The organism is Peterkaempfera griseoplana (assembly GCF_001418575.1).
Classification (GTDB): Bacteria; Actinomycetota; Actinomycetes; order Streptomycetales; family Streptomycetaceae; genus Peterkaempfera; species Peterkaempfera griseoplana.
Map to the genome: position 1 here is coordinate 14,474 of NZ_LIQR01000196.1, position 20,498 is coordinate 34,971.

At 71.0% G+C, this 20,498-nt stretch carries 15 protein-coding genes and 1 pseudogene; 6 read left to right on the forward strand and 10 right to left on the reverse strand.

Annotation, left to right across the window (positions count from 1 at the left end):
- Positions 1 to 57: 57 nt before the first annotated feature.
- Together AOK09_RS15695 and AOK09_RS15700 are read right to left on the reverse strand one after the other, a co-directional pair.
- Positions 58 to 1,452, reverse strand: coding sequence for a cellulose binding domain-containing protein (locus AOK09_RS15695; RefSeq protein ID WP_055587814.1), 1,395 nt, complete (start codon positions 1,450 to 1,452; stop codon positions 58 to 60).
- 633 nt (positions 1,453 to 2,085) lie between these two features.
- Positions 2,086 to 3,135: a LacI family DNA-binding transcriptional regulator gene (locus tag AOK09_RS15700; protein ID WP_055587815.1), complete on the reverse strand. Its 1,050-nt coding sequence runs from the start codon at positions 3,133 to 3,135 to the stop codon at positions 2,086 to 2,088.
- Between the two features lie 558 nt (positions 3,136 to 3,693).
- Between AOK09_RS15700 and AOK09_RS15705 the strand changes: the two genes are divergently transcribed.
- Complete coding sequence (locus AOK09_RS15705; RefSeq protein ID WP_217698434.1) at positions 3,694 to 4,017, forward strand: hypothetical protein; 324 nt, start codon at positions 3,694 to 3,696, stop codon at positions 4,015 to 4,017.
- A gap of 2 nt (positions 4,018 to 4,019) precedes the next feature.
- Positions 4,020 to 6,716: a tetratricopeptide repeat protein gene (locus AOK09_RS15710; protein ID WP_055587816.1), complete on the forward strand. Its 2,697-nt coding sequence runs from the start codon at positions 4,020 to 4,022 to the stop codon at positions 6,714 to 6,716.
- A gap of 329 nt (positions 6,717 to 7,045) precedes the next feature.
- Here the strand turns inward: AOK09_RS15710 and AOK09_RS15715 are convergent, their stop codons facing one another.
- Positions 7,046 to 7,675, reverse strand: coding sequence for a TetR/AcrR family transcriptional regulator (locus tag AOK09_RS15715; RefSeq protein WP_055587817.1), 630 nt, complete (start codon positions 7,673 to 7,675; stop codon positions 7,046 to 7,048).
- 192 nt (positions 7,676 to 7,867) lie between these two features.
- Between AOK09_RS15715 and AOK09_RS15720 the strand changes: the two genes are divergently transcribed.
- Positions 7,868 to 8,830: a zinc-binding dehydrogenase gene (locus AOK09_RS15720; RefSeq protein ID WP_055587818.1), complete on the forward strand. Its 963-nt coding sequence runs from the start codon at positions 7,868 to 7,870 to the stop codon at positions 8,828 to 8,830.
- Between the two features lie 197 nt (positions 8,831 to 9,027).
- On the opposite strand, the gene AOK09_RS15725 is transcribed toward AOK09_RS15720, so the two are convergent.
- The 3 genes from AOK09_RS15725 to AOK09_RS15735 form a co-directional block, all read right to left on the reverse strand.
- Positions 9,028 to 10,110: a WxL protein peptidoglycan domain-containing protein gene (locus AOK09_RS15725; RefSeq protein WP_055587819.1), complete on the reverse strand. Its 1,083-nt coding sequence runs from the start codon at positions 10,108 to 10,110 to the stop codon at positions 9,028 to 9,030.
- Positions 10,111 to 10,205: 95 nt separating this feature from the next.
- On the reverse strand, positions 10,206 to 12,182 hold the full coding sequence (locus AOK09_RS15730) for a purple acid phosphatase family protein (protein WP_055587820.1): 1,977 nt from the start codon (positions 12,180 to 12,182) through the stop codon (positions 10,206 to 10,208).
- Between the two features lie 128 nt (positions 12,183 to 12,310).
- Entirely contained in the window at positions 12,311 to 13,519 is a 1,209-nt protein-coding gene (locus AOK09_RS15735) for a HupE/UreJ family protein (protein WP_055587821.1), read from the reverse strand.
- 172 nt (positions 13,520 to 13,691) lie between these two features.
- Between AOK09_RS15735 and AOK09_RS15740 the strand changes: the two genes are divergently transcribed.
- Complete coding sequence (locus tag AOK09_RS15740) at positions 13,692 to 14,375, forward strand: type 1 periplasmic-binding domain-containing protein (protein ID WP_055587822.1); 684 nt, start codon at positions 13,692 to 13,694, stop codon at positions 14,373 to 14,375.
- Positions 14,376 to 14,689: 314 nt separating this feature from the next.
- Here AOK09_RS15740 and AOK09_RS15745 read toward each other — a convergent pair whose 3' ends face one another.
- Positions 14,690 to 15,073: a winged helix-turn-helix transcriptional regulator gene (locus AOK09_RS15745; RefSeq protein WP_055587823.1), complete on the reverse strand. Its 384-nt coding sequence runs from the start codon at positions 15,071 to 15,073 to the stop codon at positions 14,690 to 14,692.
- 88 nt (positions 15,074 to 15,161) lie between these two features.
- On the opposite strand from AOK09_RS15745, the gene AOK09_RS15750 reads away from it, so the two are divergent.
- On the forward strand, positions 15,162 to 16,142 hold the full coding sequence (locus tag AOK09_RS15750) for a zinc-dependent alcohol dehydrogenase family protein (protein ID WP_055587824.1): 981 nt from the start codon (positions 15,162 to 15,164) through the stop codon (positions 16,140 to 16,142).
- A 357-nt stretch (positions 16,143 to 16,499) separates the two neighbouring features.
- Here the strand turns inward: AOK09_RS15750 and AOK09_RS15755 are convergent, their stop codons facing one another.
- Complete coding sequence (locus AOK09_RS15755; RefSeq protein ID WP_055587825.1) at positions 16,500 to 17,579, reverse strand: epoxide hydrolase family protein; 1,080 nt, start codon at positions 17,577 to 17,579, stop codon at positions 16,500 to 16,502.
- Between the two features lie 67 nt (positions 17,580 to 17,646).
- Here AOK09_RS15755 and AOK09_RS15760 point away from each other — a divergent pair, with 67 nt between their 5' ends.
- Positions 17,647 to 18,225, forward strand: a complete 579-nt coding sequence (locus tag AOK09_RS15760) for a TetR/AcrR family transcriptional regulator (protein ID WP_055587826.1) — start codon at positions 17,647 to 17,649, stop codon at positions 18,223 to 18,225.
- An 822-nt stretch (positions 18,226 to 19,047) separates the two neighbouring features.
- Here the strand turns inward: AOK09_RS15760 and AOK09_RS41110 are convergent.
- Positions 19,048 to 19,341 (reverse strand): annotated as a pseudogene (locus AOK09_RS41110) (transposase); the annotation flags it as partial.
- 67 nt (positions 19,342 to 19,408) lie between these two features.
- Positions 19,409 to 20,410 carry a helix-turn-helix transcriptional regulator gene (locus AOK09_RS15765; RefSeq protein ID WP_055587827.1) on the reverse strand — a complete coding sequence of 334 codons (1,002 nt, stop codon included), beginning with the start codon at positions 20,408 to 20,410 and terminating at the stop codon, positions 19,409 to 19,411.
- Between the last annotated feature and the right edge of the window lie 88 nt (positions 20,411 to 20,498).

Below are 20,498 nucleotides of genomic sequence, written 5' to 3' on the forward strand. Positions count from 1 at the left end.
TGGGCGACGGCGGTGACCGGCGGTCGGCCGGAAGCCGACCGCCGGTTGCCTACGGGGTCACGGGCTGGCGCAGGTGACCGCGGGGGTGGCGGGTGATCCGGTGGCGGTGAACCCGAATGTCGTGGAGCCGTTGGCACCGAGCGTGCCGTTCCAGCTGAGGTTCTTCACCACCGCCGTGGACGCGTCGACGGTCAGGGTGCCGTTCCACAGCTGGCTGATCGTCTGCCCGGAGGTCAGGGGCCAGCGTGCCGTCCACCCGCTGGTTCCGGCGGCCCCGGCGCTCACCGTCACCTCACCCTGGAACCCTCCGGGCCAGGAGCTGATGGTCCGGTAGGTCGCCGAGCAGGCACTCGTGGGCGGGGTCGTGGGCGGGGTTGTGGGCGTGGGCGTCGGGCTGGGGCTCGTGGTGCCTTCGTACTGGCCGGCCACCCCGGCCAGATCCGTGCCCTTGCCCTTCATGTACGGCTGGTTGACCCAGGAGGTGAAGGCCGTCTGGGTGGCCGGCGAAGAGGTACCCGACCACAGCTCCTCCTTGTCCTGGTCGAAGTAGCTGATCAGTTTCAGATCGGCGTAACGGCCGGACTGGAGGGTGGTGGACATGTCGTTGATCCACTGCGCCTTGTTTCCGCCGTCCTCGCTGGACCCGACCTCGGCGAGCATCACCGGCCGGTGCGGGGCGATGGCCCGGGCCTGTGCGTAGGCGTTGGAGAAGGCGGAGTCGAAACTCGTCCAGTAGTTGCCGCTGGGGTCCCACGACGGGGCCAGTCCCCAGTTGTAGCCGTCGATCGCGACCCAGTCGACGTAGGAGTCGCCCGGGTAGGACTGGCCGGGGTCGTTGTAGGCGGCGGAGGGGGTGGAGCTGTTGTTGAAGCACCACACCCACTGCACGTTGGTGGCGCCGGCAGCGGCGACGAGGTCGTGCACGTGCCGGTAGGCGCGTACGTAGAGCGAGGGGTCACTGCTGTTGTTGACGATGCCCCAGGGGTACCAGTTGCCGTTGAACTCGTGGCCCCAGCGGACCATGATCGGGACGCCGGCCGAGGCGAACTCCGCGCCGCGAGCCTTGATGTAGCTGTCCCACTTCCCGCCGATGATGTCCTGAAGATGGATCTGCCCGGTGTCGTTCACACCGAGAGCCGGGTTCCAGGGCTCCCAGGTGAAGTCCGGCATGATGCCCTGCTTCCACAGCGCCTGCGCGTTGGCGACGCCGAAGGCGTTGCCGCTGGCCCAGTTGTCGAACCACTGGACGCTGGCCGGGGTCACCCCGTAGCGGCTGACGGTGCCCGAGGGGACATCGGTGGGGCTCGTCTCGCGGAAGATCCCCAGGTACTTCGTCGAGGTGTCCGCGGCCGCGCTCGACGAGGGCATGGCCAAGGCCGCGCCCATGAACAGTCCCGCGACGGTGAAGAAGGCCACCGCCCGGGAGAGCCCGCTCGTGAATTGGTGTCGCATGCGCCCTCCGTGCTCTGGCACGATCCGGCTGGATCGCGGTCATGTCCGGGCGGACGGGCCGGGCGGGGCGGGTGGTTGATGGGGGTGCATCACCGTCCGCGAGGCCTGTCGCGCTCGTCAGGTGGTCCCGTGCGCCAAGAGGACACGGGTCGGTACCGCTGCCGGAGCTGTCGAGTGGCGGAGCGCGGGCAGCGTGTCCTGGAAGGGGGTCACCTGGCGCGTGGACGGAGAGCCTCTGCCGCACGGCAAGCAGAGATCTCAGAGCTCCACCACTGGACAGGTCAGGTTTCCATGCCAGGAAATTTTTCGTTCCAGTTGTGCACTCACATGAAGCAACGTCATGGTGGCACAGCCATCTCGTCGCACACAACGGTTGCGCCGGGGGGCTTTGGCCACTCATGAGCGCATACCGGCACATGGCAGCCCACAGAAAACTTTCCTGACCTTGTCGGCGCGCACGCCTGAGGTCGGGGCCCGCGGGCTTGGAGGCCGGACGCTTCGAACGGGCGCAGAGCCGCTGCTGAGGCGCTCACCGGCATCCCTCCGGGCGGTGCACCGCACCTCGGGGGGCTCGTACGCGGAGGCGCCTATGGCGCAGAAAACTTTCTTCCCCCCGCGGAACCGCTTGGATCGTCAGTGGTCCGGGCGTGGCGGTGCCGAGCTCTGCCGGACGACCAGGGTGGTCGGCAGCTCGACACGGTCCTGAGCCGGTCGGCGGCCCGCCGCCAGGTCGAGCATGGTCTCCGCCGCCATCGCGCCCATCTGCGACAGCGGCTGGCGCACCGTCGTCAGTGCGGGCACCGACCACTGGGTGAACAGCAGGTCGTCGAAGCCCACCACGCTCAGGTCGTCCGGAACCCGCAATCCGGCCTGCCGGGCCGCCTCGCACACACCCAGCGCCTGGAGGTCGTTGGTCGCGAACACGGCCGTGGGCGGGTCGGGGCGCTCCAGCAGGTGGCGTCCTTCCCGCAGCCCGCCCTCCACGTACAGCGGCGCCTGACGGACCAGCCGGTCGTCGACCGACGCCCCGGCGGCGTCCATCCCCGCGCGGAAGCCGTCCAGCCTGGCCCGGCAGCAGAACAGCTCATCGGGGCCGTGGACCACGGCCACCCGGCGGTGGCCCAGTTCCGCCAGGTGCCGGGCGGCGAGCAGCCCGCCGTTCCAGTTCATCGCCCCCACCGACGGCACCTGGTGCGACGGTTCGCCCGTCGGGTCCAGTGCCACCACGGGAATCGCCCGGCTCGCCAACTGCGCGTACTGCGCGTCAGTCAGCCTCGCGGACACCGCGATCACCCCCACCGGGTGTCGCGCCAGCACGTCCCGGGTCCACGACCGCCCCGGGGTGAGCCTCCCCTGCATCTGGGTGACCGCGACCGCGAGGCCCCGCGGGCCGACGACCTCCTCGACACCCCGCACGATCTCCAGCGCCCACAGACTGTCCAGGGCCTGGAACACGAGTTCCACCGACGGTGTGGAACCGGGGTTCTCGGCCCTGCGGTAGCCGTGCTCCCGGATCAGCTCCTCGATCCGCGCGCGCGTCTCGGCGGACACCCCCGGCCGGCCGTTGATCACCTTGGACACCGTGGGCACCGACACCCCGGCGAGGACGGCGATCTCGGTGACCGAGATCTCGGCTCGTCGACGCCCGCTCTCGGGAGGGGGCGTGGAGTTGTCACTGTCCACCGGCGAAGCGTACCGAAGCCGCGAACGCGGCAGGGTGCCCTACCTCGGTGGCCGACAGCCCGGATCTCGGGGGAGGCGAAGGGGGGTGGAACTCCCCGGGCCGCAGCGGGCCGCCGACCGCGCGCAGTGCGGCGACCACGGGCAACCCGAAGCAGGGACGGAGTGTCCATTGCGCCACATCCTCGGGCCGGTCCCGGTACGGAGGCGACTTGGCAGTTCCGCGCGGTGACGACTGCGACCCACGGCATCCGTCGCTCCGGCGGACGGGGGCCCGGAGGGCCGCGCCCGCCGCGTGGCCGTGACCGGCACGCGTGGCCGAGCCGCCTCTGCGCGCAGTCGCACGGGCCCGGGTGGTAGGCGCTGCCGTGAATTGTGATCCCTGGGCCGTCGGGATGGGCGCGGCGGTAGGCTCGGACTGGTTGCTTCGGCGGGGGCGAGGGAGTAGCGGTGACGGGTGCGGAGATCGCGGTCGGGTACATGTGCGCCTGGCTTGTGGCCAAGGCCAGGCGCGTTGCGGGGCGGGCGGATGCCGAGGTCGATCGGAGCCTCGACGCAGGGATGAGCCGGCTTCATCAGCTGGTCAGCAGCAAGCTCGGACAGGACCCGGCACTGGAGCGAGCCGAGGAGGAGGCCGGGGAAGGCCAGGCGGAACCCTCGGAGCGCACCCGGCGCCGGCTGACGGACTCACTGGAGGACGCGGCCGAGCGTGACCCGGCGTTCTCCGAGGCTCTGGATGCGTTGGTCAGGGAGTTGCAGGACGTCGCTGCCCAGGTGCCGGGAGCGGGCGGCGGCGGTGGGGTGGGGAGCCGGAACACCTTCTGGGGGCCGGCCGCTCTACAGATAGGCGACCACAACCGGCAGGACAACCGGTTCGGCCGCTGAGCATGGCAGGCGACGGCTACACCGGGCCCTTCGCCGGTCAGTACGGCGACCACAACGAGCAGAACAACCACTTTCACGCCGCGCCCCGCACCCCCGCTCCCTGGCCGCACCAGGTCGGGGTGATACCGCCCAGGGCGCAGTGGCTCCAGGACCGTGCCGAGACCCGCCTGCTGACCCGGGTACTGTCCGAGGGCGGAACAGTGGGCGAGGCGTTAGGCGGAGCCAGGGGCGGAACCACGAGCACCGAACCTGCCCGGCAGGCACTGGCGAGCGGGGTGCTGGCGGGTATGGGCGGGGTCGGCAAGACCCAGCTGGCCGCTCACTACGCGCGCACCGCCTGGCGATCGGGTGCCCTCGACGTCCTGGTGTGGATCACCGCCAGCAGCCCGACGGCGATCGTCAACGGATACGCGCAGGCCGCCGCCGAAGTCCTCGCCGCCGACACCACCGACCCGCAACGGGCCGCAGCGAACTTCCTGGCCTGGCTGGAACCCAAAGGCGACCGCCCGCCCTGCCGCTGGCTGGTCGTGCTCGACGACGTCGCCGACCCCAACGACCTGCGAGGCTGGTGGCCACCCGCCAGCCCGACCGGGAGCACGCTCGTCACCACCCGGCGCAAGGACGCCGCCCTGACGGCCTCCCGCAGCGTCGTCGAGGTCGGCATGTTCAGCGAGGCGGAGTCCGTCGCCTACCTCACCCAGACACTGGCCGCTCGCGACCGCCGTGAACCCGACGACGAGCTGGCCGCCCTCGCCGCCCGCCTGGGGCACCTGCCACTCGCGCTGTCCCAGGCTGCCGCATACGTCATCGACGCCGACATCACCTGCGCCGCGTACCGGGCCCTGCTGGCCGACCGTGCCCACACCCTGGCCGACGTCGCTCCGGACGCCCTCCCCGACGACCAGCCCCACACGGTCGCCGCCGCCTGGTCCCTGTCCGTCGACCGCGCCGACGCCCTGCGCCCCCGCGGGCTGGCCCGCCCGTTGCTCGAGCTTGCTGCGTTCCTCGACCCGAACGGCATCCCCGACAGCGTCCTGACCAGTGAGCCCGCGCTCGCCCACCTGAGCCGCCGTCAACGGCACCTCACCGGCGTGCAGAACGTCACCGCCGACCGGGTTCTCCTCGCCCTCCGGGCACTGCACCGACTCAGCCTGATCGCCCACACGCCCGCGGTCGCCCATCAGGCTGTCCGCGTCCACCAGCTCCTGCAGCGTGCCGTCCGCGAGAGCCTCACTCCGGCGCGACACACCCGGCAGGCACACATCGCCGCTGACGCTCTGGCCGCGGCCTGGCCGGAGGTCGAGAACCACGCCGTCTTCGCCCAGGCTCTGCGGGCCAACGCCACCGCCCTCATCGCCTGTGCGGGAGATGAACTCCACCAGGCCGGCATCCACCCGGTGCTGTTCCGCGCGGGCCGCAGCCTGGGCGAGGTCGGACAGCTCGACGCCGCTCGCGCCCACTATCAGCACCTCGCCGACACCGCGCGTCGGCACCTCGGCGCCGAACACGCCGACACCCTGATAGCGCGCTACCAGACCGCGGCATGGCAGGCCCGGGCGGGGAACACGGCCGACGCCCTGACGGCCCTTGCGAAGGTGCTGCACGACCAGAGTCGAGTGCTGGGACCTGACCATCCCGACACGCTCAGGACGCGGAGCAGCGTCATCGTCGTCCAGGCCCAGGAGGACGGCGACAGGACCCAGGAGCTGGCGAGCCTGATCAAGCTGCTGGAGCAGCAGATGCAGGCTCTCGGGCTCGACCATCGGGACTGTCTGGCCACCCGGCGGAGGGTCGCGTCCGTGATGGGGGAGGCCGGGTTCAAGGCCGAGGCCGTGGGCAGCCTGGCCGAAGTACTGCAGGATCAGGTGCGGGTGCTGGGTCCCGACGACCCGGACACCGTCGCCACGCAGGATGCGCTGGCGTTCTGGCAGGCAGAGGTGCGGACACAGGACGCGGGCAGTGCCGCGAAGGCCATGAATCAGGTGCTGCAGGAGCAGATGCAGGTCCTCGGCCCCGACCATCGTGACACCCTCGCCACTCGCCGTAAGATCGCGACCCTGTCAGGGCAGGTGGGCGACATAGCCGGAGCTGTGCAGATCCTGACAGACCTGCTCGACGACCAGGGGCGGATCCTGGGGGCCGACGATCTCGAAACCCTCAGCACCAGGAAGCAGCTGGCCTTCTGGCAAGGGCGGCTGTCCGGTGCGGACAGCGCCGTCGCGGTCCTCACCACGCTGATCGAGGACCAGGCCCGGGTCCTGGGCCGGGACCATGCCGACAGCCTTGACACACGTAAGGAGCTCGCCTTCTGGCAGGGCCGGGTGCACGGCGGGAGCAGGGCCGTGGAGACCCTGGCCGATCTGGTGGGCGACATGGTCCGGGTACTCGGCCCGGACCACGCCCAGACGCTCGACGCGATGGACGACCTCGTCTTCTGGCGGGACCAGGTCGACAGAATCCGCAGCACCGCGGCCGGCTACTCCTCGCTGCTCGACCAAGCGCTGACGCTCCTGGGTCCCGAGCACCCTCGCACCGTCGATGCGGCCGACAAGCTCGCCTTCCACCGCGACCGGGCCGGGGACGCAACCGGCCCCGTGCGGGCGCTGACCAGGCTGCTGAGCAGCATGAGCAGCACACTGGGACTTGACCACCCGCACACGTCGGCGATCGAGGACCATCTGGCCTTCTGGCGAGCCTGAGCGCCCGCGCCGCGGGACTCCGCCGCCGCCCGTCACGAGACCCGCGGCCCCCGGCGGTCAAGTCGTCCATGCCGACGCCGAACTGGTGGAACAGCTCGGCCTGCCGAGGGTCTCCCCGGAGGCGGAGCGTGAACGACGGGTGACGGCCGCAGTGGAACGCACCGTGGTCACCGAGTGGACGCCCTGCCCCGGGACGGCGCCGGTACAGCACACGCCGGGGCGCCGCCGTTCTCGCGCGCGCCCGGCAGTCGGAGGACGGGACCTCCGGTCTCGGTGTCACAAGGGGTTCAGCGGTGCGCGCGTCGAGCGTGCACACCGCAAGCCCACCGTCAGGCGCCGGCCGGTGCGGCGGATCCCAGTCGTGCCGCCGGTGGGAGCGGTGCGCGGTGAGGGCACGCTTCGAATGCCTGGATCGCCAGCCCTGCGAAGCGTCGGGAGGCCCTGACCCGGGTGGCGGTGGACGCGGCGTGGATCCCCTTGTTGGCCATGAGGACGAGAACGAGGTCGTCCAGTACGAAGTCGGGCCTCAGACGCCCTGCGTCCTTGGCTCGCTGGGCCAGTCCGGCGACTGCCTTCAGCGTGTACTCACGTCCCGCGACGTCCGGCGCCCCCGGGAGGGTCGACAGAAAGGCTTCGGTGAAGCCCCGATCACGTGCGTGCAGCTCACAGATCTTCTCGATCACCAGGCAGAGGCCACGCCAGGGATCGGGATCCGCGCACCCCTCGTCGACGATGGTGCGGCATGCGCGCAGCTGGTCCGCGAAGGCTTCGGCGACCAGCGTCTGCTTGGTCGGGAAGTGGCGGTACAAGGTGGCGGGCCCCACCCCGGCACGCCGCGCGATCTCCCGCATCGGCACATCCAGGCCCTCGGCCGAGAAGAGCGCCCGGGCCGCGTCCTGGATGCGTGCGCGGTTGTCCATCGCGTCGGAACGCAGCTTGTGAGGCACCTGCTCGGTCACTCTCTCACTTTAGCGAAACGGACGAGGGCGTCCGGTACCGTCCCGGGACACAGCAGCCCGCCGGGATCACCGGGGCGCACGGCACGCGGGCCGGTCCCGGCTGTGGCCCGAAGCCCCCTCCCACCAGGCGGAGTTCGGTGGCGGGCACGGAGCAGGACCGTGCCTGAGCAGTCCGAGAACGAGGAGACGACATTGAAGGCGATCGAGATCCGGACGTTCGGGGGCCCTGAAGGTCTGGCCGTTGTGGAGCTGCCGGTGCCCGCACCTGCTGCCGGGCAGGTGCTGATCGCCGTTGAGGCGGCGGGCGTCGGAGGTGTCGACACCGTGATCCGGAGCGGGGCGCTGGCCGCCTACGGCTTCAAGGAGGGTTTCATCCCCGGTGGCGAGGTGGCGGGCACCGTGACCAGGGTCGGGGACGGCGTCGACGCCTCATGGATCGGCCGTCGGGTGTGGGCCTTCACCGGCACCGGCGGAGGCTACGTCGAACAAGCCGTCGCGCCGGTCGAGCAGATCCTTCCCCTGCCGGACAGCCTGTCCACCGTCGCCGCGGTGACGCTCGGCAGCGCTGGTGCGGTGGCCCACTTCGGGCTTCGCCACGCCCGTTTCGCTCCCGGGGAGAGAGTCCTGGTGCGTGGCGCGGCCGGCAGCATCGGGATCATGGCGGTGCAGCTCGCGGCCCGCGGTGGCGCTGCCGCGGTGGCGGTCACGACCTCGTCGGCCGAGCGCGGCGAGCGGCTGCGCCGTCTCGGCGCGACCCACGTGCTGGATCGCTCCGGCCAGGGAGGGGCGGAGGCTCCGGCGGGCCATGACGTCATCATCGACATCGTGGCCGGCCAGGACATGCCGTCGTTCCTGGACAGGCTCAACCCCAACGGCCGCATGGTGGCCGTGGGCGCGGTCGCGGGTCAGCCGCCCGCGGACTTCGGCGCGAGGATCATGGCGGCGTTCCAGAAGTCGATCTCCTTCTCCACGTTCAGCGCAGCCACCGTCGCCCGGGCCGACTTGCTTGCCGTGCGCGGCGAGCAGTTCGCCGCAGCCGGTCGCGGCGAGATCGAGACGGTGGTGCACGAGGTGCTGCCACTGGACGAGGCTGTGCTGGCGCACCAGAAGATGGCCGCGGGCGAGGTCTTCGGGAGGATCGTGCTGACACCGTAGTTGTCCACACCGGACCGCCTCGATCCCACCCGCGCAGGCGGAGGCGAGGGAGTCCGGTGTCGCGGTGTGAACGACGGACCCGGACCCCCTCGCGACGCCCGCCCGCGGGAGCACGCGGGCTGCGTCCGCGGTGAGGTGAACCATGGCCCCGTGCTGCCGGGCAGGGCCGGCGAACCGCCGAGGGCCTGCGCGGGTGGTCAGCTCTCCTGGGTGCTGCGCTCGCGCAGTGCCTGCTCGACGGCGTCCCGCAGACGGGCCTCCTCGTGCAGCTTGCGCCGTGCCGTGCGCCGACGGGTCAGGACGAGCGCCCCGGCGACGGCCGCGATCAGTGCGAGGAGCAGCAGCGACAGCGTCCAGGGGACGGCCCAGCCGTGCGTGGTGGCGCTGACCGGGTCGAGCGCGCTGGTGGAGCCCGACGCGTCGGTGAGCAGGGGCGTGAGGGTCGCGGTCGCGGCCAGACTGAACGCGGGTGTGACGCCGTGGACGGGGACGGTCACCTTCCAGCGCTCGCCGGGGAGCAGCGCGGGCGGCGGGGCGATCTTGCCCGCATCGACCCGAAGCCACCCGAACGGCCCGGAGAGCGACACCCGCTGCTGGGCCGTCAGGACGGCGTTGCCGGTGTTGTGGACGGAGTAGGTGACGGTGGCGTCGCCCTTGGCGAACGGGTCGGCGGTTCCGGCGTAGCGCACCTGCAGGTCCTCCACCGCGAGGCTCGGCTGGAGCTTGCCGCTGACCCGCAGCCGGATCTTGATTCCGAGGCGCCGGTCCACATTGATGCCCGCCGCGTCGTCGGCCTGCGTCAGGGAGGTGAGGATGCCGCCCACGTGGTCGCCGGGTGTGGCGTTGGCGGGAACGGTGACGGTGAAGGGGATGGTGACGGACTTGCCGGGCTTGATCACGACGCTGTCGCGGTCGGCGTGGACCCAGGCGCCGATCCCGACGGACTTCTTGTCCGTGGTGAGCAGGTCGAGCGTGCCCGTCTCGGCGGTGAAGCCGTCGGCGGCGTGGATCTGCAGGTCGAGCGGGGTCTTGCCGCGGTTGGCGACCACCATGGCGTCCTTGATCTGCCCGCCGGGGTTGGTGTTGTAGCTGTAGCTGGACCGGTCGTCACCGAACCCGTTGGGGGCCGTGCGGACGCTCCAGGTGACGTCGCCGTCGGCGGCGTGGGCGGGGGCGGCCGCCAGGCCGGTGACCGCGAGGGCGGCGAGCAGGGCCAGGGCGAGGGTGCGGACGAGGGCGGCGGCGGTGGTGGTCTTCCGGCGCGTTGCTGGCGCTTGCATCGTGGGGTCCTCGGGCGGTGTGGTGCCGGGTTCTGAACGGGGGTGGCGGGACGGGCGCCCGAAGGAGCCCGCCCCGCCGGGTCAAGCGGGTCCGATCAGTCGCTCAGCGCGGTGATCGTCAGGGTGGCGCGGTAGTCGCCCTTCTGGACGCTGTCCGGGATCTTCAGATCCAGGTCGGCGCCCAGCCGGGCGGAGCCGCGGGTGTGGCCCTGCTCGGCCGAGGCGAGTCCGCGGGAGACCGACAGACCCTTGCCCTGGTCGGTGTAGCCCGAGGCCACCGGCTTGCCGGCCGTGGCGCCCGCGCCGCCGTCGAGGACGTACGGGGACCAACCGAGGTTGGCACCGGAGAACGTCTTGTCGCCGTCCTTGAAGTCGCTCACGTTGGCCGAGAGCGACCACGGGGCGAGCGAACGGCGGCTGTCCGACACGACGATCGGGTTGATCTTGCCGGACGCCTCGAAGTGGTCGCCGCCCAGCTCCTTGGCGGTGCCGAGGTCGACCAGGCCGTTGTAGCCGTCGATGGTCCAGCCGAACTCACCGGGGGCAACGTTGGGCACGTTGACCTGGAGGGACTGGCCGCCGCCGTTGTACGGGTGGATCTGCACCTTGTCGACGGCCGAGCCGACCGGCTGGCCCTCGGGGGTGTTGGTGCAGGACAGGCCCTGCTCGACCTCGGAGTTCGGGGCCGCGCAGGTGCCGCTGCGGAGGTTCTCCACCACGAGCTTGTTGTTGCGCACCTGGACCTTGACGTAGGTGCGGACGTGCTCCTGGTTCTGAACCGAGTTGTACCAGTAGCTGTCCGGGTTGAGCGGGTCCGCACCGTTGCCGGCACCGCTGGTGCCGCTGCTGTCCGGCTTGGTGATGTCGTAGTACTTCGAGCCCGACGCGGAGTTCGCCGTCACGTACAGGACACCGCCGGGACCCGGGTACAGGTCCGCGGCACCGGGCTGCTCGGCCGGGTCGGCCTTCTCGCCGTTCTTGATCAGGTAGCTACGGGAGTAGCTGTGGTCATGACCCTGCAGCACCAGGTCGACGCCGAGCTTGGAGAAGGCGGTCGGGAAGTCGGTGCGACGGGTCTTGTTGTCGCCGTCCTTGGCGTGCGAGGCCGGCGAGTAGATCGAGTGGTGGTAGACGAGCACCTTCCACTTGGCCTCGTCGCCGTGCTTGTTGATGACGTCGGTCACGTAGTTGATGTGCGCCGCGTCGCCGCCACCACCCGTGGCCGGGTTGTAGCTGTTGCTGTTCAGGTCGATGAACAGCACGTCCTTGTATATGTACCAGTAGTCGCCGCCGGACGAGGTGCCGCCCGGGTTCCCGTTCGAGTAGTACGGGGCCGTACGGTCGGTGTTCGGCGTGGTGAAGTGCTGCTCGTAGGCCTTGCCGCCGACGTCGTGGTTGCCGATGGTGGCAGCCCACGGGTACTGGCGCAGCCCGTCGGGAGCGAGGAACGAGTTCCACTGGGACTCGTTGTTCGCGGTCTCGACCTGGTCGCCACCGGACACCAGGAGCTCGGCGTTCGGGTTGGCCGCCAGCGACACCTTGACGGTGTCCTCCCAGCCGGCCTGGTCGGACGCCAGGTTGCCGGACGAGCCGATCTGCGGGTCGCCGTAGAACAGGAAGTCGAAGTCGCCCTCGAAGTCCTGCGTCTTGAAGGAGTACGTCTGCGACCAGTTGCCCTCGGAGCCGACGCGGTAGGAGTACTGCGTCTTCTCCTTCAGGCCGGTGATGGTCGCGTGGCGGTTGAAGCCGCCGCTGGTGGCGATGTTCGCCGCGCCGGTGGCGTCGAAGCTGACGGCGTCGGCCGGGAACTCGCCGTTGACCAGCTGCGTGGTCGGGGCGACCTGGAGCTTCTGCGCGGTGTCGGCCGAGGAGTACCAGGTCACGGTGCGCTGGGACTCGTTGGCGCCCACGCCGAGGACGATGCCGGTCAGAGTGGCGGATTCGGCGGCGCTGGCGGACGACGTCAGACCGCTGCCGAGGGCCAGGGTCAGGCCCAGGAATGCCGCCGTGGCCCCAGTGGCCATGCGGCGCCGCACAGGCCCGGAGGCCTGTGTCGGGGAGTTCGATGTCATCAGTTTGCTTTCCTTTTATGCCCACACGGGCACATGGGGTTGACTCCTTTAAGGTTTCATTACCTGGTTAACCCCCTGCGAATGGGATCTTGTGGGCGGCTGAACTTCCCCGAAGGACTGACACGGCCTCAGGATCCGGATATGCGTTGCGCGAACCACAGCAGCCCCATGACGGCCACTCCCGCGGAGACCGCACCGGTGGCCCAGAGCCCGGCCCTCGGCGCACGACGGCGCAGCACGGCCAGCAGCGGGAAGACGGCGGCGATGATCGCCAGCTGCACGAACTCGATGCCGATGTTGAACACCAGCAACGACCACAGCAGGGTCCACGACCACGCCGCGTCGATCCCCAGCGCGCCCGCGAAGCCCAGACCGTGCACCAGGCCGAAGCAGAACACGACCCCGAGGCGGGTCCACCCCGCACGGTCGAGGCTGAAGTGACCGCCGTCCCCGGTCTCCAGGTCGGCCGCGTGGTCGCCGCGCCGCCAGATCCGCCACAGGTACCAGCCGGCGACGACGGCGATCGACAGCGCGATGACCGGCTCCACCACCCTCGCCGGCACCTCGACCAGTCCCAGCGCGGCGAGCATGAAGGTCACCGAGTGGGCCAGGGTGAAACTGGTGGCCGCGAGCACGATCTCCCGCGGCCGCCGCGACCCGGCGATGAGCGCCAGCAGGAACAGGATGTGGTCGATCCCGCTCAGCAGATGCTCGGCGCCCAGACGGAAGAACTCCCAGAACCGCTGGTACCAGGACTGCCCGATCGAGAAGGACGGATGGGCCGCGTCGAGCGCGGCACTCCCTGACGCGCCGTCGAGCCGGTAGGTGACGATCGTCTTGGTGTCCTTGACGAAGTTCTCCGCGTCGGGGAACAGCCCGCTGCGCACCTCGATGTTCTCGCCCCGCTCAGGACAGGCCCAGTCCAGCAGCAGTCCGGCGTACGGCACGCCCTCCTGCTGCCCCATGGTGAAGCCGCCGACCTGGTGGGGGGTGCAGGCCCGCCCGGCCGAGGTGACCTGGAAGCGCTTGGCGACATAGCCGACGGCGGACTGCGCATGGGCGGTGAGCGCCGCGGCCTGTTCGCCGGCGTCGCCCGCGTCGAAGGCGGCGGTGCCCCTGCGGAAAAGGGGGTCGTCATGCTCGGAGTCGGCAGCGGAGACGACCAGCAGGTCGTACTCCAGCCTCAGTGACGTCCGTACCTGAGTCCCGTCCCCGTCGGTGACGTCGACATAGGCGGTCGAGGTGAACCCGTGGGCGGACGCCGGCTGCCCGGCTGCGAGAAAGGCGATCAGTACGGTGGTGATCCCGACGAGAGTGCGCCGGACCCGGTGTGACATGTTGCTCCTTCAGGTTGCCAGTGCACGGTGCAGGTCATGGGTGAACGGAAACCGGCCCGTTGGCGAACCTCGGAACAACAAGCCTCAGAACAGCGCCTGCGGGGGAGGGCAGCGGGCGATCGGATAGCAGGATGGAGGCGCACCACCCGCCACCACCCGGAGGACGATCACCTTGCGCCCCCCGCTTCCGACCGCTGCCGTACTCACGGCGGCCGCCGCAGTGGCCGCCGCACTGGCCGGCGGATGCAGCTCCGCCGACAGCTGGTCGCAGCCGCATCCCGCGCCCACCCCCGTCGGCACTCTCGGCCCGGGGTTCATCGACCCCGCCACGCCGCCGTCCCCGGAGGCGACCATCACCCCCCGGCCCGGCTCCTGGGCCGGGGTCCATCCGCCGAAGGGCTACCGTGTGGTGCTGGTCACGGCCGGTGCCGACCGTCCGACCAAGGCCCTCGTGTCGGCGGTGCAGGACTGGGCCAACGACGAGCACGTCGACCTCAGGACGGTGGCCGCAGACGCCCCGCCGGACTACGTGCCCAGCCTCAGCAAGGCCCTCGGGATGAAACCGGACCTCATCGTCAGCGCGGGCAACGACCTGGTCGACCCGCTCGCCATGGTCACCCCGAACCATCTGTCCCAGCAGTTCCTGGTGGTGGGCGCAGAACTGGCCGAGCCCACCAGGAACGTCACCGCGGTCGACTGGTCCGGCGCGTCGTTCCGCGGGGAGGGACTGGGCATGTCGTCGACGTACAACGCCGAGTCGTTCACCGCGGCGCGCTGCGCGGCGGCCATCGACGCGGGCGTTGCGGCGGTGCTCAACGACAGGACCGGGATCGTGGTCTGGCTCGACGCCGTGTGACGGGGGACGACAGACCCGGCCGGCCGGGGCGCGGGCCGATCGGGTCGGGCGCGCTGCCGGGGCCGGAGGGGCCGGTCGTACGACCCGCCGCGCGTATCGGCGCTTCCAGGCGCTTCCGGGCGTGAGTACGCGGGGTGGAGGATCCGTGTGATCCGGCGACCTGCGCTGGCCGGTCCTCGCGGACGGTTGGCGCGTGCCGCCCGCGGGAGGCGATCCTCCTGCTCGGTCAGATCAACCGAGTGGTGGCCGCCGCGGACCCCGTACCTGGGGGAGATGGGACTGGCGCTCTGCCGGCTGATCCACCGCCGCCGGAATCAACTCGCCGCGCGGGCTTGAAGAGCAGCCGCGGTTTCCGCTGCCTCCTGGAAGGCGACGATGGCCTCGCCGTGCTCCCTCGCCCAGGTGGTCAGGACTTCGATGGGTTCGATGAGGGTCCGGCCGAGGTCGGTGAGGCTGTACTCGACCTCCCGTGGCGCCTTGGCGTGGCGCTCGACCAGGCCGTACTGCTGGAGTCGGCGCAGGGTCTGGGTGAGGACCTTGCGTGAGATGCCGCCGATGAGGTCGACGAGGTGGCCGTGCCGACGAGGCTGATGGCTGAGTCCGAAAAGCACGAGCACGGCCCATTTGTCGGAGATGATGTCGATTGCCAGTCGTGTCGGACAGTCGGCGAGGAAGGCCGGTTCAGCCGTGTTCTGCATGGAAATCGAAGGTACCAGAAGGTAACCGAGGGCTCCGTAACGTCTTTGGAGAGCAGGCGGACAGCGCCGGACGAGAAGGAGCATTCCCATGCCACGAGTCGTTGTGTTCGATGAATTCGGCGGACCCGATGTCCTGCGTGTCGTCGACGAACCGCTGGTCGAGCCCGCAGCCGACGAGGTGCGGGTCAGGATCGAGGCGTTCGCGGTCAACCCGCTGGACCAGCTGATGCGGTCCGGGAATTCGCCCGCGCCCGTCCCCCTGCCCCACGCCCGCCTCGGCGTTGAGGGAACCGGAGTCGTCGACGCGCTGGGCTCCCAGGTCACCGGGCTGGAGATCGGCACGCCGGTGATCCTCGCGGCCGTCCCGGACGCGCACATCCGGGGCAGCTACGCCGAGTACACCACCCTCCCCGCGAGCCGGGTCGTCGCCCGGCCTGCCGGGCTCGGGATCACGGAGGCGGCGGCGGTCTGGGTCGCGTTCAGCACCGCTTACGGCGCGCTCGTCGAGAAGGCGGGGATGCGGCCGGGTGACCACGTGCTGATCTCCGCCGCCACCAGCGGCGTCGGCCGCGCGGCGATACAGATCGCCAACCAGATCGGCGCCGTGCCCATCGCGCTCACCCGGCACGCCGCGAGGACGGACGACCTGCTCGACGCCGGTGCCGCCGCGGTCGTGGCCACCGATCAGGTGGACGTCGCGGACACTGTCCGCCGGTACACCGGTGGGGCCGGCGCCGACATCGTTCTCGATGTCGTGATGGGTCCCGGCCAGCAGGATCTTCTGAAGGCGGCACGTCCCGGCGGGACGCTGGTCGCCGCGGGGTTCCTGGATCCCCGGCCCACACCCTTCCCGGCGGGCGCACTCACGGTCTTCGGCTACCGGAGCTTCGAGCACACCCTCGACCCGGTGGTGGTGAAGCGCATGGCGGCCTTCCTCAACGCCGGTGTGCGCCTGGGCGCGCTGCGGCCGGCCGTCGGCGACGTGTTCAGCCTCGACGACATCGTCAAGGCACACCTTCACCTTGAGCAGGGGCTCCACGCCGGAAGGAAGATCGTCGTCACGGTCTGAGCCGGGACGCCCAGCCCTCTCGGTGGGGGCAGGGGCGTTGCGGATCCTTGGGGCCGTCAGGGCTCGTGCACAGGACCTCGGGCCGACGCCGGGATCTGGTCGCCGGGGGTGTGGGTCGGCACGGGCGTCCCGCTGGTGTCCCGTGATCACGGGCTGCTTCAGGCCCGTTCGTGCCGGGCGAGCGGGCGCACGTGCATGGGTGATGGTCCGGTGCCTGGCCGTTGGCCGGGCACCGGACCATCACCACCCGTACCTCCGCGGCGAATACCCGGTGGTGGCGGCGTACGAACGACGACCGGGGCGAACGGGTCGACGGCGCCAAGCGCCGGCCCCCGGCGGGGGCGAGAGGTCACCGCGTCACTTGTGCGGCCGGTGTCCGAGTGCGACGGCCCTGCGGAGGTCCTCGGCGTAGCGGTGGGGCTGTTCCCAGGCCGCGAAGTGGCCGCCGGTCTCGTGCTCGACGAACTCCTGCACATTGACGTACCGGGCGGCGAACGAGCGGGGCGCAGGTTTGGTGTCGTGGGCGAAGGCGCTGAGAACGGTCGGCGCCGGCACGTACGGCGCCGGGGCGGCGAACTCGGCGTACGGCGCGAAGGAGGTTCCGATCGTGTTCGTGAACCAGTAGGCGCTGATCCAGGTGAGCAGCTCCTCCTCCTCGAACGGGACGTCCGACCAGCTCTGCAGCTTCTCGACGATCCAGGCCGCGAGCCCCGCCGGCGAATCCGCCAGTGCGGGCGCGAGGGTGTGCGGTTTGGTGGACTGCTGCGCGATGTACCCGCCTTCGGCGCGCTGCCACCGCGCCACGGTGTCGAGATAGGCGAGCTCCTCCGCGTCCAGTGCGGACCGGTCCGCGAAGACCGCGTGCAGCGGCGAGACGTTCGTCAGGTGCAACGCCGCCACCCGGTCCGGGTGCGACACGGCGAGCTGTTCGGCGACGTCCGCCCCGACATCGCCGCCGGACACGACGTAGCGGTCGTACCCGAGTGCCTGCACGGCTCCGGCCGTGAGCGAGGCCATCGCGGCGACGGTCATCCCGGGCTGCGTCAGCTCGTGTGCGAACGGGAAGCCCGGGAGGGCGGGGACGACCACGTTCAGGTCTTCGAGCAGGGGGAGCACCCTCTGGAAGCGGAGTACCGAGTCGGGCCATCCGTGCAGCAGGACCACCACCGGGGCGTCGGCGGTGGCGCGTTGGTGCACGACGCGCAGCGCGCGGTCACCGGAGCCGGTGGTCTCCCACGGCAGGTCGAGGATGCGGGCCTCCTGAGCCCGCCAGTCGAAGCGGTCGCGCCACGACGTGAGCAGGCCGGCGAGAAAGCCGGCGTCGGTGCCCCGCTCCCATCCGACCCCCTGCGGCAGGGGTGGCCTTCGCGTCGCGGCGAGGCGTCGACGCAGGTCGTCCACCTCGGAATCGGGGACGGGGCTGAGCGGCAGAGGCATGTGTACAACCATACACATCATGTGTTCGCTCGTACACATCGTGCCCGGCCGGGGATACCCTGTGCGCATGAGAACCGCGACGGCACAGCCCAAGGACGCCTCACGCACCCGTGAACGGCTCCTTGTCGCGGCACGGCGCGAGTTCGCACGCGTCGGGTTCGCCCGCACGACGGTCCGCGCCATCGCCACCGCCGCGGACGTGTCGCCGAACCTCATCACCCGGTACTTCGGTGGCAAGGACGGCCTGTTCGTCGCCGCCACCGAGGTCCACCTCACGCTCGACCGCCTCTTCGACGGCCCACGCGACTCGCTCGGGCGCCGGATGGCCGAGGGCATCGTCGACCGGTGGACCACGATGGAAGGCGAGGACCCGCTCCTGGTGCTGCTTCGCGCCGCAGGTGAACGAGGCGAGGCGGCCGAGGCGCTCTCGACCTTTCTCGACCAGGAGTCACTCCAGCCACTGCGGCGACAGCTGCTCCGCTACGGCATGACCGACGACGAAGCCACCGCCCGCGCCCAGGCCGTCGACATCTTCGTCCTCGGCATCTCCGCACGACTTCGCGTACTCCGCGACGACCTCGGCGACAGCGAGGCGCTGAAGGGCTGGATCGCCGTCACCATCCAGCGGCTCGTGGACGCCCCGTAGAACACGCCTGTGGTCGCAGGCGCCGGAGCCGGCCTCCGCCGGTCCGGAGACGATCGGGACGGCCCTGGCCTGCGACCGGTGGGGCGGCGCGCAAGGCTTACCGCTCTCGACCTCACGAGCAGTGACTCCGGCCTCGAAACGCTCGTCGACCTCGGGATCCCCGCCGTCCTCACCTACGCCGCCATCCGAGCAGGCAAGGCCGCAGTCCGCAGCGGCGGCGCCGGCCGCAGCCGCCAACGCAAGGAAGGGGCGCCCGGCGGCCGTGGGAAAGCTGACGGCCCACCCCCGAACACAGCCGAGCCGAGCGGGCCGCGCAAGTCCCCAGGGCCGGCCGACGGCACTCCGGCCAACCCCCTATACGGGAGACCGCCGGTCAGTTACTGTGTGCGTGCTGCAGCCCGACCCCATCGATGTTTGCAGCAAAGCCCCCGTGGCTCCAAGCCCGGGGGCTCAGCCATGCCCTGCCCCACCCGTCGCGGGCGCTACCGTCGTGGGGTCTGCCGTGACCAGTCGAGACCGCGCGAGCGGACCACCGGGCCACCTGTCGAGCGCCATCACCAACCCGGCGGCACCGGTCGACGTGGAGGCGGCCGCGAAGGCACCGAGCGTCACCGCTCTGGGCATCAACGCCGTGTTCGCCGAAGGCGTCCGCCCGGCGCCCACGCGACCGCCACCCCGAGATACGCCGGACCGTCGGCCGCTCTGATGCGAGGCGCTTGTCGCCGGGCAACGTTCAGACATCACGATCCAGCATTCGAACAGCGCCGCAAGGCTGACAGCTCCTCGGGGCACCGCTAAGACGTCGACTTGTTTGGTGAGTCTGCGGTAGCAGATGAGGGCTGCGGCGATGCCGGTGAAGGCGAGGAAGTGGTCGGCTCGGCGTTCGTAGCGGCGGTGGAGTCGGCGGAAGCCGGAGAGCCAGGAGATGGTTCTCTCCACGACCCGGCGGTGACGGCCCAGGTGCTCGCTGGATTCGATGCCGCGGCGGGCGATCCGGGGCGTGATCCCGCGTCCGCGCAACCATCGCCGCAGGTGAGCGTAGTCGTAGGCTTTGTCGGCGTGGAGCTTGGCGGGCTTGCGCCGACGGGGACCGCGCCGGGAACGGATCGGCGGGATGCCCCGCACCAGCGTGTGGGGCTCGGAAAGTCGTCGCTGCAGGTCGTCGGCGGGGGACCGACGGGACTCAGAGCCAGCCCCGGCGAGCGGCCTGCCAGGCGAGTTGCATCCGCGTGTCGGCGCCGGCCAGCGTCATCATGTGCTGGATGTGGCGCTGCACGGTGCGCCTGCTCAGCCCCATCTGACTCGCGATGGCCTTGTCGGCGACACCCGCCACGAGCAGCGAGAGCAGCCGGCGGTCGGTTTCGGTCAGCGGATCGGCGTCGACGACCCCGTCGCTGCCCTCCACCCCGCCGGACGCGCTGACGTTCAGCGGGACCGCGGTCTCCCAGTAGCGCTCAAAGAGCGAGATGAGCGCCTCCAGCAGGCTGCTGCCCCGCACCAGCGCGGCCGTCGCCACCTGGGGACTGCCCTGGGGCCCACCGGGGACCAACGGGCAGATGGCGATGGCGCGGTCGGCCACGGCCAGGCGCAGCGGCAGGTGCGGGACCGACCGGGCCACCTCGCCGGCGCGCACACCTTCCACGACGTTGTCCACGGCGCCCTCGTCGTTGAAGAAGGCCTGCTCGTACAGGACGCGGTAGCGCACCCCGCGGGCGAGGGCGTCATACTCGGCGCGGTTGCTGCCCGAGGGCATCGCCACGTACTGCGCCTTGCAGAACCAGAGCACCTCGTGGCACGCGTTGTCCTGCATCTGCCGCAGGTGCTGGCGCAGCGCCTCCGCTCCGGTGATGACCTCGATGAGCTGGCCGGGGTCGTGCCTGCGGCGCGTACTGCGGTAGCTGTCGAGGAGGTCGGTGACGGCGGTACGGGCTTTGTCGAGCGCGTCGGCGTTGCGCTGCAACCGCGGCAGCAGCGCCACGTCGGGCGGTACGGCGGCGTAGTGCAGCGGATCGTGGTCGGTGGGGCTGGCGAGGCCCTTGCCGCGCAGGGCCGCGAGGACGGCCTCGACGGAGTCGCGCGGGAGCCCGGTCTCGTCGGCGACCTCCTGGGCCGACGCGGTCGCGGTCCCGACCAGGAGCCGGTAGACCGTCTCCTCGATCGCCGTGAGACCTGCCGCCTCCAGCATGCCGTGCCCCTCCCTCACCGCGGCCGGCCCCGAGAAGCGGAACGGCCCGTTGAAGTTTGCACCGCGAGCCACCACCGGGCAAGCAAAC

What these genes read in the sequence shown, in the direction of transcription:
- AOK09_RS15695 (WP_055587814.1), bottom strand. Translation starts at nt 1,452, where the DNA reads ATGCGACACCAATTCACGAGCGGGCTCTCCCGGGCGGTGGCCTTCTTC.
- AOK09_RS15705 (WP_217698434.1), top strand. Translation starts at nt 3,694, where the DNA reads ATGAGCCGGCTTCATCAGCTGGTCAGCAGCAAGCTCGGACAGGACCCG.
- AOK09_RS15710 (WP_055587816.1), top strand. Translation starts at nt 4,020, where the DNA reads ATGGCAGGCGACGGCTACACCGGGCCCTTCGCCGGTCAGTACGGCGAC.
- AOK09_RS15725 (WP_055587819.1), bottom strand. Translation starts at nt 10,110, where the DNA reads ATGCAAGCGCCAGCAACGCGCCGGAAGACCACCACCGCCGCCGCCCTC.
- AOK09_RS15730 (WP_055587820.1), bottom strand. Translation starts at nt 12,182, where the DNA reads ATGACATCGAACTCCCCGACACAGGCCTCCGGGCCTGTGCGGCGCCGC.
- AOK09_RS15735 (WP_055587821.1), bottom strand. Translation starts at nt 13,519, where the DNA reads ATGTCACACCGGGTCCGGCGCACTCTCGTCGGGATCACCACCGTACTG.
- AOK09_RS15745 (WP_055587823.1), bottom strand. Translation starts at nt 15,073, where the DNA reads ATGCAGAACACGGCTGAACCGGCCTTCCTCGCCGACTGTCCGACACGA.
- AOK09_RS15750 (WP_055587824.1), top strand. Translation starts at nt 15,162, where the DNA reads ATGCCACGAGTCGTTGTGTTCGATGAATTCGGCGGACCCGATGTCCTG.
- AOK09_RS15755 (WP_055587825.1), bottom strand. Translation starts at nt 17,579, where the DNA reads ATGCCTCTGCCGCTCAGCCCCGTCCCCGATTCCGAGGTGGACGACCTG.
- AOK09_RS15760 (WP_055587826.1), top strand. Translation starts at nt 17,647, where the DNA reads ATGAGAACCGCGACGGCACAGCCCAAGGACGCCTCACGCACCCGTGAA.
- AOK09_RS15765 (WP_055587827.1), bottom strand. Translation starts at nt 20,410, where the DNA reads ATGCTGGAGGCGGCAGGTCTCACGGCGATCGAGGAGACGGTCTACCGG.